General features: G+C 64.0%; 16 protein-coding genes and 1 other RNA gene. 7 read left to right on the top strand and 10 right to left on the bottom strand.

Translation table 11 applies throughout. The features are described 5' to 3' along the window. Nucleotides 1-149: 149 nt before the first annotated feature. From ACWKV7_RS01165 to ACWKV7_RS01140, 6 genes are all read right to left on the bottom strand, one after another. Nucleotides 150-1,211, bottom strand: coding sequence for an alpha/beta hydrolase (locus tag ACWKV7_RS01165; RefSeq protein ID WP_483855796.1), 1,062 nt, complete (start codon nt 1,209-1,211; stop codon nt 150-152). A 129-nt stretch (nt 1,212-1,340) separates the two neighbouring features. Next, nucleotides 1,341-1,619, bottom strand: a complete 279-nt coding sequence (locus tag ACWKV7_RS01160; protein ID WP_483855795.1) for an HU family DNA-binding protein — start codon at nt 1,617-1,619, stop codon at nt 1,341-1,343. A 102-nt stretch (nt 1,620-1,721) separates the two neighbouring features. Further along, a complete protein-coding gene (arsB, locus tag ACWKV7_RS01155) occupies nt 1,722-2,762 on the bottom strand; it encodes an ACR3 family arsenite efflux transporter (protein ID WP_483855794.1) in 1,041 nt (346 codons plus the stop codon). Beyond that, nucleotides 2,759-3,238, bottom strand: a complete 480-nt coding sequence (locus ACWKV7_RS01150) for an arsenate reductase ArsC (protein WP_483855793.1) — start codon at nt 3,236-3,238, stop codon at nt 2,759-2,761. Before ACWKV7_RS01150 ends, arsB begins: the two co-directional genes overlap by 4 nt. A 39-nt stretch (nt 3,239-3,277) precedes the next feature. Continuing rightward, complete coding sequence (locus tag ACWKV7_RS01145; RefSeq protein WP_483855792.1) at nt 3,278-3,754, bottom strand: ArsI/CadI family heavy metal resistance metalloenzyme; 477 nt, start codon at nt 3,752-3,754, stop codon at nt 3,278-3,280. A gap of 57 nt (nt 3,755-3,811) precedes the next feature. Next, nucleotides 3,812-4,150: a metalloregulator ArsR/SmtB family transcription factor gene (locus ACWKV7_RS01140; protein ID WP_483855791.1), complete on the bottom strand. Its 339-nt coding sequence runs from the start codon at nt 4,148-4,150 to the stop codon at nt 3,812-3,814. A 198-nt stretch (nt 4,151-4,348) separates the two neighbouring features. Here ACWKV7_RS01140 and ffs point away from each other — a divergent pair. Then, an RNA gene (gene ffs, locus ACWKV7_RS01135) (signal recognition particle sRNA small type) lies at nt 4,349-4,445 on the top strand. Nucleotides 4,446-4,470: 25 nt separating this feature from the next. On the opposite strand, the gene ACWKV7_RS01130 is transcribed toward ffs, so the two are convergent. Beyond that, a complete protein-coding gene (locus ACWKV7_RS01130) occupies nt 4,471-5,199 on the bottom strand; it encodes a substrate-binding periplasmic protein (protein ID WP_483855790.1) in 729 nt (242 codons plus the stop codon). A gap of 141 nt (nt 5,200-5,340) precedes the next feature. Between ACWKV7_RS01130 and dnaX the strand changes: the two genes are divergently transcribed. The 4 genes from dnaX to recR all read left to right on the top strand — a co-directional run bounded on the left by dnaX (nt 5,341) and on the right by recR (nt 9,697). Beyond that, complete coding sequence (dnaX, locus tag ACWKV7_RS01125; RefSeq protein ID WP_483855789.1) at nt 5,341-7,386, top strand: DNA polymerase III subunit gamma/tau; 2,046 nt, start codon at nt 5,341-5,343, stop codon at nt 7,384-7,386. Between the two features lie 10 nt (nt 7,387-7,396). Further along, complete coding sequence (locus ACWKV7_RS01120; RefSeq protein ID WP_483855788.1) at nt 7,397-7,723, top strand: YbaB/EbfC family nucleoid-associated protein; 327 nt, start codon at nt 7,397-7,399, stop codon at nt 7,721-7,723. Nucleotides 7,724-8,279: 556 nt separating this feature from the next. After that, nucleotides 8,280-8,594, top strand: coding sequence for a KGG domain-containing protein (locus ACWKV7_RS01115; RefSeq protein ID WP_483855787.1), 315 nt, complete (start codon nt 8,280-8,282; stop codon nt 8,592-8,594). 503 nt (nt 8,595-9,097) lie between these two features. Then, nucleotides 9,098-9,697, top strand: a complete 600-nt coding sequence (gene recR, locus ACWKV7_RS01110; RefSeq protein ID WP_483855786.1) for a recombination mediator RecR — start codon at nt 9,098-9,100, stop codon at nt 9,695-9,697. Nucleotides 9,698-9,751: 54 nt separating this feature from the next. On the opposite strand, the gene ACWKV7_RS01105 is transcribed toward recR, so the two are convergent. Next, entirely contained in the window at nt 9,752-10,267 is a 516-nt protein-coding gene (locus ACWKV7_RS01105) for an N-acetyltransferase family protein (RefSeq protein ID WP_483855785.1), read from the bottom strand. Next, nucleotides 10,261-10,701 carry a rhodanese-like domain-containing protein gene (locus ACWKV7_RS01100; protein WP_483855784.1) on the bottom strand — a complete coding sequence of 147 codons (441 nt, stop codon included), beginning with the start codon at nt 10,699-10,701 and terminating at the stop codon, nt 10,261-10,263. The genes ACWKV7_RS01105 and ACWKV7_RS01100 overlap by 7 nt, the downstream gene beginning before the upstream one ends. 99 nt (nt 10,702-10,800) lie before the next feature. Here ACWKV7_RS01100 and ftrA point away from each other — a divergent pair, with 99 nt between their 5' ends. Next, nucleotides 10,801-11,769 (top strand): transcriptional regulator FtrA, encoded by a 969-nt coding sequence (gene ftrA / locus ACWKV7_RS01095; protein WP_483855783.1) that lies wholly within the window; start codon nt 10,801-10,803, stop codon nt 11,767-11,769. Between the two features lie 105 nt (nt 11,770-11,874). Then, nucleotides 11,875-13,023, top strand: coding sequence for an acyl-CoA dehydrogenase family protein (locus ACWKV7_RS01090; protein WP_483855782.1), 1,149 nt, complete (start codon nt 11,875-11,877; stop codon nt 13,021-13,023). Between the two features lie 42 nt (nt 13,024-13,065). Here ACWKV7_RS01090 and ACWKV7_RS01085 read toward each other — a convergent pair whose 3' ends face one another. Beyond that, nucleotides 13,066-13,518, bottom strand: coding sequence for a MarR family winged helix-turn-helix transcriptional regulator (locus tag ACWKV7_RS01085; RefSeq protein WP_483855781.1), 453 nt, complete (start codon nt 13,516-13,518; stop codon nt 13,066-13,068). Between the last annotated feature and the right edge of the window lie 121 nt (nt 13,519-13,639).

Here is a 13,639-nt window from a genome sequence, read left to right as displayed (position 1 = left end):
CCTGCTGGGCTACGGTCCACTCTCAGCCGCCGATGCCGCTTGCCCGGAGGCAGCGGCAGGAGAGGGCGCCCGAGGATGAGCCGGCAAGGCCGCCGGGCGGGTGCAGCGTCGCGGGTGAATGAGCCAGCCGCGACGTTCGCTTCGATCGCTTAAGGCGCTTCGCCTGTGCGTAGCCAGTTCAAGGCTTGCACGAAGGTGGTCCGCCAGTCCTGGGGGAAGCTGTGTCCGCCTGGATGTTGCCGCGTCTGCAGCTGATTGCGGGCGGAGAACAGCGCTGCCAGCTCCTGGGTCATGGTCTGGTTGCGCTCGCCTTCCTGGATGCCGTTGACCAGGTAGACCCGCTTGCCGTTGGCCTCGGTCTGCGTGGGGCTGGCTTGCCGGCCACCCGGTGAAACCAGCAGGGCCCCGGCGTAGTCATCAGGATGGAGGGCCAGCAGTGCGGCGGCATGTTGCGTGCCCTGTGAAAAGCCCATCAGATAGATCTGGCTTTCATCGATGCGCTCCTGCTCGAGCAGGCGCTGCAGCGCCTTCCGTACGGCCTGCTGGGTAGTCTCGAAACCCTGGCCGGACCAACGAAAGCTGTGTTCGTTGCTAAGCATTTCCGTGCCGTTGATCGCCAGCACCACCACGCCGCTGTCGGCGAGGACCTGCATCTCCGAGTCTTCCCCGGACACGCCGTAGCCGTGCAGCCAGACCAGCACCGGCCACCCGCTCGACGGGCGCTTGCCGTGCTTGGGCAGCAGCCAGAATGCTGCCCCGGCGCGATCCTTGGCCTTCGCAGGGTAGCGTTTCGTGGCGTTGGCCAGGATGCCTTGAAAGCGCGGGCTGTCGCGCAGGGAGGAAAAGTCTTCGTCCTCTTCCATGAACAGGCTGAACCACAGGCCGCGTTGGTCGGCCAGTTCCAGGTAGTCCTCCGCCAGTTCCGGGTTGCCCATGCGTGCCAGCACGGCAGCGGCCTGATAGGGGGCCCAGATTTGCTGAGGGTCTTCCCGCGTGGCGACCAGATACAACGCCAGTGCTTGCATGGGCTGGTCGACATTGATGTCGTCGGCTCGCTCGATCAGCGAGGCGCTGTCGGGGTTGTTGATCATGGCTTCGACCACCGCCAGCAACCGATCTTCTCGTTCATCGCGTGCCGAGGGGGTCGCTACCGCGGAGCAGGCGGACGCCAGGCCGACTAGAAAAAGGCATGTGCCGAATATCCGTTTCATGAGTTGTCCATGTTCTGTGCCCTGGCGGATGCCGGGCAGAGCGATTTTTTGCGGCGGGTGTCGCCTGGTGGCGCTTCCATTTGCATGGAGCGCCATTTCGCTGGCGGCGGGGCACCCGCAGGCGAGCGGTCAGTTGATGGCGTCGGTCAGGGCCTTGGCCGGTACGAATTTGACTACTTTCTTGGCGGCGATCTGGATGGCCGCGCCAGTCTGCGGATTGCGGCCGGTACGGGCCGGACGCTCGCTGATCTTGAGCTTGCCAATACCGGGGAGGGTCAGTTCCTCGCCATTTTCCATCGCATCGAGCACGATTTCGCTGAGCTGCTCCAGGACGTCGCGGACCACGGGTTTGGGGTAGTCCAGGCATTCGGCGATATCTTCAATCAGCTTCGTTTTGGTAATGGCCATGCTTGGCCCTCCCTCTATGGTCATTTGAAGGTGCGGCACGCTAGCGGGTCGCATGGCGTTTGGCCAGTTACAAGGCGCTTGGCTGTGCGGCAGTAAGCGTTTTCAAGCTGGAAACCAATGTCGCGTGCGATTGGCGAAGGCACACAGCGAAAGCATCACCGGCACTTCCACCAGCACCCCGACTACTGTAGCCAGGGCGGCGCCGGAGTGCAGACCGAACAGCGAAATGGCCACCGCGACCGCCAGCTCGAAGAAGTTGGATGTGCCGATCAGGCAGGCCGGCGCGGCGATGCGGTGGGGCAGCTTCCAGACGCGGGCCCAGGCATAGCCGATGGCAAAGATGCCGTAGGTCTGCAGGGTCAGTGGTATGGCGATCATCAGAATCACCCACGGCTTGTCGAGCAGCGTCTGAGCCTGGAAGGCAAAGAGGATCACCACGGTGGCCAGCAGGCCGAGGATCGACAATGGCTTGAGCCTATGCAGCAGGCCATCGTAGGCGGCGCGCCCCTTCTTCATCAGGGCCTGGCGTACCAGCACCCCCGCGATCAGAGGGATCACGACGTAGAGCAGGGTGGAAAGCAGCAAGGTCTGCCAGGGGACCGTCACCTCGGTGACACCCAGCAGCAGCGCGGCGATGGGGGCGAAGGCGAAGACCATCACCAGGTCGTTCACCGACACCTGCACCAGGGTGTAGCCGGGATCGCCCTTGGTCAGCTGGCTCCAGACGAAGACCATGGCGGTACAGGGCGCGACGCCGAGCAGGATCATGCCGGCGATGTACTCCTGCGCGCTGTGGGGATCGACGAAGGGTGCGAAGAGGAACTCGAAGAACAGTACGCCGAGGGCGGCCATGCTGAACGGCTTGATCAGCCAGTTGACCGCCAGTGTCAGCACCAGCCCCCGTGGCTCGCGGCTGACCGACTTCACGGCGGCGAAGTCGATCTGCACCATCATCGGGAAGATCATCACCCAGATCAGCATGGCCACCGGCAGATTGACCTGGGCCACTTCCAGCCTGGAGAGCCGTTCGAACAGCTGCGGCAGCAGGTTGCCGAGCAGCACGCCGGCCGCAATGCACAGCGCTATCCAGAGGCTCAGGTAGCGCTCGAACAGGCCCAGTGGGCTGGTGGCTTTGGCGGTCACGGTGTGTTGGCTCCGATCTGGTTCAGCGAGGTGCGCAGGGCATCGTCATCCATCTCTTCGATGGGCAGGCGCAACAGTTGCTGGATGCGGGCTTCCAGTTGCCGGTAGGTCGTTGCGAACGCAGCGTGGATGTCGGCCTGGCTGCCGGTCACATGGGCCGGATCTGGAATGCCCCAATGGGCCTTGATTGCCCTGCCGCTGAACAGCGGGCAGCTTTCGCCGGCGGCGTTGTCGCAAACGGTGATCACCAGGTCGAAAGGCACATCCACCAGGCTGTCCCAGCTTTTGCTCGAATAGCCCACGGTCGGTACGCCTTGCTCATGGAGAATGGCCAGGGCGCCGGGGTTGACCATGCCGGTGGGCTGGCTGCCGGCGCTCCAGGCGCGCAAACGACCGGCCCCCAGATGATTGATCAGCGCCTCGCCGATGATTGAGCGGCAGGAATTGCCGGTGCAGAGGATCAGCACATTATGCATGGGGTACTCCAGAAGAGGCCGGTCAGCGCCGGCGAAATGTCAGCAGCAGCCGGTGCCGGGTTTGCAGCTCGCTTCGCCGAGCCTGACGCGCGGCTTCTCGGCCTTGGGTGCGCAACAGGCGCTGCCCTCGGCTTTGGGCGCGGCATGATTGAAGGTGGGGATGGCCTTCAGCGAGTGGAACTGCTCCCAGGCTATGCCGGAGGGGTCGATGGTCCAGTACTTGTCCGATTCCATGTAGCAGCAGGCACCGCTCTCCTCGGTTACCGGGGCGCCGGCAGCCTTGGCGCGACTTTCCAGTTCGGCAAGCTCGGCGGCGTCTTCGGCCTGGATGCCCAGGTGATCCAGGCCGACCTTGCCGGAGCGGGTGGAAATGGCGAAATTCATACGCGGGTCGTCGAGCAACCACTTGGCGTAGTCGTCGTGGCGCACGCTTGGCTGGCTGCCGAACAGGGCAGTGTAAAAGGCGACGGATTGCTCGAGATCGGCGACGCCGAGATGGACGTGAAGGCGTTTCATGATGCACCTCTTATTCGTTCATGCGGATAGGCAGATGTACGAAGGCTGCGTAAAAACTCAGGCGCAGCAGTTGGCGTCCTCCAGCGACGCAGTCGAATCGGTGTCCATACTCAAGCGTGAATCGAGAGCGCAGGCGGCGAGGGTTTCCCGCAGAATGGCCTTGGCCCAGTCGGGCAGTTCCGGATTGATCTGGTAGTACACCCATTGGCCCTGGCGTCGATCCAGCAGAATGCCGTCGCTGCGCAGCAGGGCCAGGTGACGGGATATCTTCGGCTGTGCCAGGTCGAGGGCGCACGTCAGTTCGCACACACAGCGCTCGCCGCGGCCGAGCAGGACCAGGCAGCGCAGGCGGGTCTCGTCGGAAAGGGCTTTGAGCAGGCGGACAGGCGTGAGCATGGGTGACCTCCATTTGGATATGCGGATAAGCGTATATATGAGTGCCCAGCCTGGCAAGGCGTTTCCCGGCTGCTCATGCCGGGAAATGTGCGCGCCCGCTCGCCAGGCTTCGCTAAGTGCTTGAAGCAGTTGTAAGTTCGCGGTGAGTCGGTACAATGGCGCCGCTCGCCGTCTGGCGGGTTTCGTTATGGTGGGCCCTGCCGGTCCCCTCGCAACGATCAGCCGTGAACCCGGTCAGGTCCGGAAGGAAGCAGCCGTAGCGGTGACATCGTGTGCCGGGGTGTGGCTGGTGGGGTCCCACCTCCAGTTCCAGGTAGCTGTCAGCGATGACGAGCTACTATCCGCTCCACCGCTCCCGACGCCTTCATTTCCTTCAGCTCCCTTAATATCTCTCGCGTGGGCACGTCCGCAGCGTTGCGCACCAGGCAGCTCAGCGACTCTTCGGTCAGCGTGCGCTGGCTCTCCAGCCGGCCGGACGTGGCATACAGGCGATTGAACCAGTCCAGCGCCAGCTCGCTGCTGACGGCGAAGTCGTAGCGCTTGGCCAACAGTTTCTGCAGCACCAGCTCCTGATTGCGGGCGTCGTCGCGGATCAGGCGCATCTCGTCGAAGTACGGTTGCAGGGTCGGATAGCGATAACCGGCAACGGTGCCGACGCTCGCCGGCTTGGCTGCATTCAGCGGCAGGGGATAGCCCTCGCCGCGGCGCACGACCAGCACGTCCCGCTGCTGGAGTATCTCTACGCTCCACAGGTAGCCGCCACCACCCTGGTGGGCCCAGGCCGGGGACACATAGCAGCGCACGTCGAATTCCTGCTGTTCCTGGGCCATCTGGGTCCGCAGATAGGGCATTACCTTGTATTCGGCACGCCGCCCGAGCCGGGTGGCGAGCTGATCCATCAGCTCATAGAGGATGCCGCCCTCGAATTGGCCGTCCTCGAACCTGGCCAGCGGCATCGCCCAACTTTCCATCACCGCGAAGCGCAGCGGCGGGGGCTCCGCATGGGCATGGCCGCAGATCAATAGAAGCAGCAACGCGAGACGGCGCATACAAGGCCCTCAACCGGATGACGCAAGCAGCACTACCGCTATGGCTGCTTGTATTGACCATAGGCGGGGCACCCATCGGATGCAATTTGCACCATGCTCCGCTAGCATTAGCGGTCTTTGCTCCCTCTGCGACGGTTTTCGATGAGTTATCAGGTTCTTGCACGGAAATGGCGCCCGCGCTCGTTCCGCGAAATGGTCGGCCAGACCCATGTGCTCAAGGCGCTGATCAACGCCCTCGATAATCAGCGCCTGCACCACGCCTATCTATTCACCGGTACCCGCGGGGTCGGCAAGACCACCATCGCGCGGATCATCGCCAAGTGTCTGAACTGCGAAACCGGCATCAGTTCGACGCCGTGCGGGCAATGCTCGGTGTGTCGGGAGATCGACGAGGGCCGTTTCGTCGACCTGATCGAAGTCGACGCTGCCAGTCGTACCAAGGTCGAAGATACCCGCGAGCTGCTTGACAACGTGCAATATGCACCGAGCCGTGGGCGCTACAAGGTCTACCTGATCGACGAAGTGCACATGCTCTCCACGCACTCGTTCAACGCCCTGCTCAAGACCCTCGAAGAGCCGCCGCCGCACGTCAAGTTCCTGCTCGCGACCACCGACCCGCAGAAGCTGCCGGTGACCATCCTGTCCCGCTGCCTGCAGTTCTCCCTGAAGAACATGCCGCCGGAGCGGGTGGTGGAACACCTCACCCATGTGCTCGGCGCGGAAAACGTGCCGTTCGAGGAAGACGCCCTCTGGCTGCTCGGTCGCGCCGCCGACGGCTCGATGCGCGACGCCATGAGCCTGACCGACCAGGCCATTGCCTTCGGCGAGGGCAAGGTGCTGGCCGCCGATGTGCGCGCGATGCTTGGCACTCTCGACCATGGCCAGGTCTACGGCGTACTTCACGCCTTGCTCGAGGGCGATGCCCGGGCACTGCTGGAGGCCGTGCGGCATCTGGCCGAGCAAGGGCCGGACTGGAACGGCGTGCTGTCCGAGATTCTCAATGTGCTGCACCGGGTGGCCATTGCCCAGGCGCTGCCGGAGGCAGTGGACAACGGCCAGGGCGACCGCGACAAGGTACTGGCTCTGGCCCAGGCGCTGCCGGCCGAGGACGTGCAGTTCTATTACCAGATGGGCCTGATCGGCCGACGCGACCTGCCGCTGGCGCCCGATCCGCGCGCCGGTTTCGAAATGGTGCTGCTGCGCATGCTGGCCTTCCGGCCGGCCGATGCCGGCGGCGCGCCGAGATCGCCGCTAAAGGACCTGGGGATCGGCAAGGCCACGGCTGATTCCATGACCAACCCGGTGGCCGGGCCCGCTCCTGCGGTTCCGGCGGTCGCTTCGACTCCGGTTACCCCTGTGGTCCCGCCTGTGGTCGCAGCTCCCGAACCAGCTGCGCCACCTGTCGCTTCGATGCCCGTCGAACCGATGGTTGCAGCCCCTGGCGGCGAAGCTCCTGACGCACCCGCACCCGCACCCGCACCCGCACCCGCACCCGCACCCGCACCTGTTGTGGCGGCTGTTGATCTGCCTTGGGAGGACCCGGCGGCGGTTCCAGAGCCTGTGCCGGTAGAAGAGCCTCCGGCTGCGCAACCCGAGGCGGTGCCGCCAGTGACCGAGCCAGAGCCCGAAGCCGTGATGGCCAGCGTGTCCGAGGCGGCCGACGACGAGCCCCCACTGTCCGACGATGACTATTACGAAGTGGACGGCGATGCCTACGAATACCTGATGCCGTCGGAGGAGATGCCCCAGGCCGTCGAGGCCGAGCCGCTCCCCGCCGCGCAACCGGCCACCGGCCTGGCCGCCGAGTGGCTGGACCTGTTTCCGCGCCTGGGCCTGGCGGGCATGACCGGCAGCATCGCTGCGAACTGCACGCTGGTCGCCATCGACGGAGATACCTGGCATCTGCACCTGGACCCGGCCCAGAGCGCATTGTTCAATGCCACCCAGCAGCGGCGCTTGAACGACGCCCTGAGCCAGTACCATGGCCGGCCGCTGGTGCTGAAGATCGAGCTGATCAAGCCCGAGCAGGAAACCCCGGCGCAGGCTGCCAGTCGCCGTCGCGCGGAGCGCCAGCGTAATGCCGAGGCTTCGATCGCCAACGATCCGCTGGTGCAGCAGATGATCCAGCAGTTCGCCGCGGTGATCCGCGAGGGCAGCATCGAACCCATTGAACCCCTGAATACCTGAGGTGATTCCCATGATGAAAGGTGGCATGGCCGGCCTGATGAAGCAGGCCCAGCAGATGCAAGAAAAGATGCAGAAGATGCAGGAAGAGCTGGCCAACGCCGAGGTTACCGGTCAATCCGGAGCTGGCTTGGTAAGCGTCGTGATGACTGGTCGCCACGACGTCAAGCGTGTCAGCCTGGACGACAGCCTGATGCAGGAAGACAAGGAGATCCTCGAGGACCTGATCGCCGCCGCGGTGAACGACGCGGTGCGCAAGATCGAGCAGAACAGCCAGGAAAAGATGGCTGGCATGACCGCCGGAATGCAACTTCCCCCAGGCATGAAGCTACCTTTCTGACGCGCAGCAGGCCGGCTTGCCGGTCGGCGTGTACACCGATGGTCGGGCCAGGTCCGGCCATCGGTTTTTTCTACCGTCCCTGCACTGACCCTGCTCCTCGCGACGCTGCTTCGGCTTGCACGCCCACGATTTCTTTCGCTATACCTTTCCCGCTCGCCTCGGTGCGTCGCCGCTACGCCGTGTTTTGGCGCATGACTTCCAAGAAGAAGTATTGAGATTGTGTGCATTCCCTTATTTGATCGAGCGCATCGTTATGCATGAAATTCGCAGGTGCTCGTTTACGTCTCGCAGGAAGACAGGTGCATGTCTAAAGGTGGGAAGTTAGCGCCTGCCTGTTATTTGCAAATGCTCCGCTTTTATTATCGAACGCTCGCATTATGTCTCGCCTGTATCGATCTGAAATCAAAGGGCTAGTAGCCATTCGTCAGGGCTGCAGTGTGGCGGTCGTTTAGCGCTGAACTCTCGGTCCTCGGTTTATTCATAAATCATGGCGGGTTCTTTTGCTGAAAATGAGATGAAGCTGTCTCTGCAATCGACGCGGTAACGAAGCAGGAGCATGGATATGGCAGACAAAGGCGATATGAGTGTGCGTGACGCAGGTCGTAAGGGCGGCGAAGCACGCAGGGAACAACTGGGCCCAGAGGGCTATTCCGAAATCGGCAAGAAAGGCGGCGAAGCCCGCAAAGGGCAACTGGGCAGCGAAGGGTATTCGCAGATGGGCCAGAAAGGCGGCGAAACCCGGAAGCAGCAACTGGGCCCGGAGGGTTATTCGGAAATGGGCCAGAAGGGCGGCGAAGCCCGTAGAGAGCAACTGGGCCCGGAAGGTTATTCGGAGCTCGGTCAGAAGGGTGGAAAACGTGTCCGCGAATAAGCGGCAGGAAGAGGAAAATGGCTGATTGTTCGATTTGAAATTGCACGCTGTGGCTGGGCGTGCAGGTTATTCGGAAGTTGGCTGTGAAGATGGGGAAAGAGTTCGCGAATTGATCAAGGGAAGGTAAAGGCAAGAGGGTCAAGGAGAGCAGTATTGCAATGGGGCTATTCTTCTGCGGGGCGTTGGGTCCCGCATTTTATTTCATTGAGCGAGGCGAGAAACAAAATAGCCATGCAGTAGGCTGGTGGTGCTTGTTCACGAGTGCTGGTCTTTGTGCGATCTGATCGCTTGTCACTAAATCAAATCGGATGGAGGGTCGAAAATTATGAAGTGGTGCCACCACCCATGGACTTCTGGTTCCGGTCCGGTTTCATTCCGATTATTGGAGTTTGCTTGTTGGCATCCATCGAGATGCCCTGGCAGTTGATTCGAGCCTTGCGTTGACGCTGCCCCAAGGGCGCGGGTATAACCGCGCCTCTGTGTAGTTGCCCGGCCTTTCTCCCATGAGCTTCAGCCCCCTGATTCGCCAACTGATCGATGCCCTGCGCGTTCTGCCGGGCGTGGGTCAGAAGACCGCCCAGCGCATGGCGCTGCAAATGCTCGAGCGTGACCGCAGCGGCGGCATGCGCCTGGCCCAGGCGCTCGGCCAGGCAATGGAAAAGGTCGGCCACTGCCAGTGCTGCCGAACCCTGTGCGAGGACGAACTCTGTCCGCAGTGCAGCGACCCTCGCCGCGACGACAATCTGCTCTGCGTGGTGCAGGGTCCCATGGACGTGTTCGCCGTCGAGCAGACTGGTTTTCGCGGCCGCTACTTCGTGCTCAAGGGGCATTTGTCTCCCCTGGATGGCCTCGGGCCGGAGGCCATCGGGATTCCCGAACTGATGACGCGGATCGGGCAGGGCAGCTTCTCCGAGGTGATCCTGGCCACCAACCCCACCGTGGAAGGCGAGGCGACGGCTCACTACATCGCCCAATTACTGGTGCCCAAGGGCCTTATCGTGTCGCGCATCGCCCATGGCGTGCCGTTGGGAGGCGAGTTGGAACTGGTCGACGGCGGCACCCTGACTCACGCCTTTTCCGGTCGCAAACCCATTTCCCTCTAGCCCGACACGGGCGACGCAATGTCGCCGGACGCCGCTTGCTGGGCTTCGCTGCGTTTAGCGTCGACCTCCGGTAGGTCCGCAGTCCGTATCGGCAAGTGCGGCGAGCGCTTCGGCGTCGAGGCAATAGCCGATCCAGCGACTATCCGGCCGACCGCCCAGCCGCTGGTAGAACGTTTCGGCGCGATGGTTGCCCGCCAGCACGTCCCACTTCAGGCGTCCCGCACCCCGTGCCATGGCCCAGTTCGCCACCTCGGCCATCAGCAGCCGGCCGAGGCCCGCGCTGCGCTGGCCGGGGGCGACATACAGTTCCTTGAGCACGACGGTAGTTCGCAGGTCGTAAGTGAACGGGATTTCCACCACCACGGCGTATCCCAGCAGCCGGCTGGCGTCTTCAGCAACCCATATCCGGCACTGGGCCTGCGCGCCGAATGCACGCCGCTGCAGCTCCGCCGCGGTGACTTCGAAGGCCTCCCGGTAGCCTTCGAAATCGGCCAGGGCGTGCATCAGCGGCAACAGTTCGGTCACATCTTCTGGCTGCGCCGGACGGATGCGCACACCGCTGCTCAACATGCGCAGGAAATGCCTTGGGTGGTACCGGTCGATTCGCCGCTTTCGCTGATCAGCTCCAAGCCTTCGTCGAGCCAGCCGGTGATGCCGCCGAGCATTTCCTTGACCGGGTACTCCAGGCTCGCCAGGCGCACGGCAGCGCGGTGCACGCCGTTGCAGTGCGGGCCGGCGCAATAGACCACGAACAGCGTATCGCGCGGATAGCCGGCCAGGTACTCGGCGGTCATAAGCCGGTGGGGAATGTTGATCGCGCCCGGCACATGGCCGGCGGCATACGCGGTCGGGCTGCGCACATCGACCAGCACGAAGTCGACCTGCCCGGACTGGAAGCTGGCATGGACGTCCGAGCAGTCGGTTTCGAAGGTCAGGCGATTGCTGAAATGCATGAGCGCGACGGCGGAAGGGGCGGCGGGGGTCTGGCTGATCAGGCTGGGCATGGTACGACTCCGGTGTCGGTTGGATGTGCCTGCACTGTATTCGGCGCGCGCCAGGCGCTACAATGGCGGCCCGGACAAACATCGGTAAGTTTCCGCCAAATGACGCACGACCCTGGTTTGGTTGCGGTGCTGGCCTACGATGGCCTCTGTACGTTCGAGTTTGGCATCGCCGTGGAGATCTTCGGCCTGCCGCGGCCGGAGTTCGACTTTCCCTGGTATCGCCACCGCATCGTCGGCCTGGACGAGGGACCCATGCGCGCCATGGGCGGTGTCCGGGTGCTGGCCGATGCGGGCCTGGAGCGGCTGGCGGAGGCTCGCACCATCATCGTTCCTGGATGGCGTGACCGCAGCGAGGCGCCACCGGAGCGGCTACTGCTGGCGCTGCGTGAGGCACACAGTCGCGGCGCGCGGCTGCTATCCATCTGTTCCGGCGTGTTCGTGTTGGCGGCGACCGGGTTGCTCGACGGCTGCCGCGCAACCACCCACTGGCGCTATGCCGACGAGCTGGCGCGGCGCTTTCCGACGGTGGAGGTGGACCCGGACGTGCTCTACGTGGACGCCGGTCAGCTGATCACCTCGGCCGGCAGTGCAGCCGGCATTGACGCCTGCCTGCATCTGGTGGCGCGTGACTTCGGTACGCGGGTGGCCAACGACGTGGCGCGGCGCTTGGTGATGTCGCCGCAGCGGGCCGGTGGGCAGGCCCAGTTCATTCCCGCGCCGCTGGCCCGGACGCCGCGCAGCGACCTGTCGACAGTGCTGGACTGGGCCCGGCAGCGCTTGGAGCAGCCGCTGGACGTCGCCCAACTCGCCCGTCGCGCGGCCATGAGCGAACGCACCTTCCTGCGCCGCTTCAGCGAAGCCACCGGCATGGCGCCCAAGCGCTGGTTGCAGCACGAACGCCTGGCCAGGGCCAGGGAACTGCTCGAAAGCAGCGACGAGAGCGTGGAGCGCATCGCTGAGCGTTGCGGCTTTCGCTCGGTGGAGGGCTTTCGAGTGGCCTTTCGCACGGCCGCCGGTTTACCGCCTTCGCGCTATCGCGAGCGTTTCGGCAGGACGCCGCTGGTCTGACCGGCCGGCGAGCTGCCGGCCCGTACCGGTCAATGGCGGAAATCTCGCCTTGAAAACCAAGCAAGCGCTAGGTAAGTTCCCGGTAACCCCAACCAGGATTTGCCCATGCCCGCTGCCCAGGATTACTTCGACGCCTCCCATCGACTGGTTCGCGACTCGGTGCGCCGCTTCGTCGAGCGGGAGATCCTGCCCCATGTCGCCGACTGGGAGGAAGCGGAGACGTTTCCCCGCGAGCTGTACCTGAAGGCCGGCGCCGCCGGCATCCTCGGCATCGGCTACCCGGATGCCCTCGGCGGTAGTCACGAAGGCGACCTGTTCGCCAAGGTGGCGGCCAGCGAGGAACTGATGCGCTGTGGCTCCGGCGGGTTGGTGGCCGGCCTGGGCTCGCTGGATATCGGCCTGCCGCCGCTGCTCAAGGGGGGCCGGCCGGAGTTGCGCGAACGGGTGGTGCCGGCGGTGCTGGCTGGCGAAAGGATCATGGCGTTGGCGGTGACCGAGCCCTCCGGCGGTTCCGATGTGGCCAACCTGAAGACCCGGGCGGTGCGCGATGGCGATTGCTACCGGGTCAGCGGCAGCAAGACCTTCATCACCAGCGGCGTGCGGGCCGACTACTACACGGTGGCGGTGCGTACCGGCGGCGAGGGTTTCGGCGGCATCAGCCTGCTGCTGGTCGAGAAGGGCACTCCTGGCTTCACGGTGGGGCGCCAACTGAAGAAGATGGGCTGGTGGGCCTCGGATACCGCCGAGCTGTTCTTCGACGACTGCCAGGTGCCGGCGGCCAATCTCATTGGCGTCGAGAACGCCGGTTTCGCCTGCATCATGGCCAACTTCCAGGCGGAGCGGCTGTCGCTGGCGGTGATGGCCAACATGACCGCGCAGTTGGCGCTGGAGGAGGCGCTGAAGTGGTCCCGCGAGCGCGAGGCGTTCGGCAAGCCGATCGGCAAGTTCCAGGTGCTCAAGCACCGCCTTGCCGAGATGGCCACGCAGGTGGAGGTATCGCGCGAGTTCACCTATCGCCAGGCAGCGCTAATGGCGGCAGGCAAGAGCGTCATCAAGGAAATCTCCATGGCCAAGAACTTCGCCACCGACGTGGCCGACCGGGTCACCTACGATGCGGTGCAAATGCTCGGCGGCATGGGCTACATGCGCGAGAGCCTGGTGGAGCGGCTGTATCGCGACAACCGCATCCTCTCCATCGGCGGTGGCTCGCGGGAGATCATGAACGAGATCATCGCCAAGCAGATGGGCTTGTAGGTCATCCACCCACCGCCCTCGGCGGCACCGCTCGCCCCGCGCTCAGGGCATGGCTTTCTGCAGGTTGCCGCGCAGGGCGACCAGGTCTTCCTTCAGGGCCATCAGTTCTTCGACGGACCGTTCGCTGGCCTGCAGGATGCAGTCGGGTACGTTCCGCGCCTGTTCCTGTAGCGCACGCCCCTTGGCCGTAAGGTATAGCTCCACCACACGCTCGTCGGTCTTGCTGCGCCGGCGATCGATCAACCCCTCGGCTTCCAGGCGCTTGAGCAAGGGCGTGAGTGAGCCGGGGTCGGTCAGCAGGCGGGCGCTGATCTCGCTGACGGTAATGCCTTCGCGCTCCCAGAGAACCAGCATCGCCAGGTATTGCGGGTAGGTCAGGCCGAGCGCCTGCAGCAACGGCTTGTACACCTTGGTCATCAGCAGCGAGGTGGAGTACAGGGCGAAGCACAACTGGTTGTCGAGCAGCAGGTTGTTGCAGGTGGCGGCCATGGTCATCACGCGAGTTCGGGCGGGCGGGGGCAAGGTTATCGCGCTAATTGCCGGGGTGCCAGCAGACCTTGGCTACGCGAGACAACCTTTCCCGGCCGATTGCAGTCCAACGCACTGACTATGGTGA

The organism is Zestomonas ipomoeae, from assembly GCF_057128665.1.
Note: the sequence above shows the minus strand (reverse complement) of the source record. Positions and strands in the feature narration are given on the sequence as shown.

Excerpts from the sequence above, each read along its gene's own strand:
- ACWKV7_RS01165 (WP_483855796.1), bottom strand. The coding sequence starts at position 1,211 with ATGAAACGGATATTCGGCACATGCCTTTTTCTAGTCGGCCTGGCGTCC.
- ACWKV7_RS01160 (WP_483855795.1), bottom strand. The coding sequence starts at position 1,619 with ATGGCCATTACCAAAACGAAGCTGATTGAAGATATCGCCGAATGCCTG.
- ACWKV7_RS01150 (WP_483855793.1), bottom strand. The coding sequence starts at position 3,238 with ATGCATAATGTGCTGATCCTCTGCACCGGCAATTCCTGCCGCTCAATC.
- ACWKV7_RS01145 (WP_483855792.1), bottom strand. The coding sequence starts at position 3,754 with ATGAAACGCCTTCACGTCCATCTCGGCGTCGCCGATCTCGAGCAATCC.
- ACWKV7_RS01140 (WP_483855791.1), bottom strand. The coding sequence starts at position 4,150 with ATGCTCACGCCTGTCCGCCTGCTCAAAGCCCTTTCCGACGAGACCCGC.
- ACWKV7_RS01130 (WP_483855790.1), bottom strand. The coding sequence starts at position 5,199 with ATGCGCCGTCTCGCGTTGCTGCTTCTATTGATCTGCGGCCATGCCCAT.
- dnaX (WP_483855789.1), top strand. The coding sequence starts at position 5,341 with ATGAGTTATCAGGTTCTTGCACGGAAATGGCGCCCGCGCTCGTTCCGC.
- ACWKV7_RS01120 (WP_483855788.1), top strand. The coding sequence starts at position 7,397 with ATGATGAAAGGTGGCATGGCCGGCCTGATGAAGCAGGCCCAGCAGATG.
- ACWKV7_RS01115 (WP_483855787.1), top strand. The coding sequence starts at position 8,280 with ATGGATATGGCAGACAAAGGCGATATGAGTGTGCGTGACGCAGGTCGT.
- recR (WP_483855786.1), top strand. The coding sequence starts at position 9,098 with ATGAGCTTCAGCCCCCTGATTCGCCAACTGATCGATGCCCTGCGCGTT.
- ACWKV7_RS01105 (WP_483855785.1), bottom strand. The coding sequence starts at position 10,267 with ATGTTGAGCAGCGGTGTGCGCATCCGTCCGGCGCAGCCAGAAGATGTG.
- ACWKV7_RS01100 (WP_483855784.1), bottom strand. The coding sequence starts at position 10,701 with ATGCCCAGCCTGATCAGCCAGACCCCCGCCGCCCCTTCCGCCGTCGCG.
- ftrA (WP_483855783.1), top strand. The coding sequence starts at position 10,801 with ATGACGCACGACCCTGGTTTGGTTGCGGTGCTGGCCTACGATGGCCTC.
- ACWKV7_RS01090 (WP_483855782.1), top strand. The coding sequence starts at position 11,875 with ATGCCCGCTGCCCAGGATTACTTCGACGCCTCCCATCGACTGGTTCGC.
- ACWKV7_RS01085 (WP_483855781.1), bottom strand. The coding sequence starts at position 13,518 with ATGACCATGGCCGCCACCTGCAACAACCTGCTGCTCGACAACCAGTTG.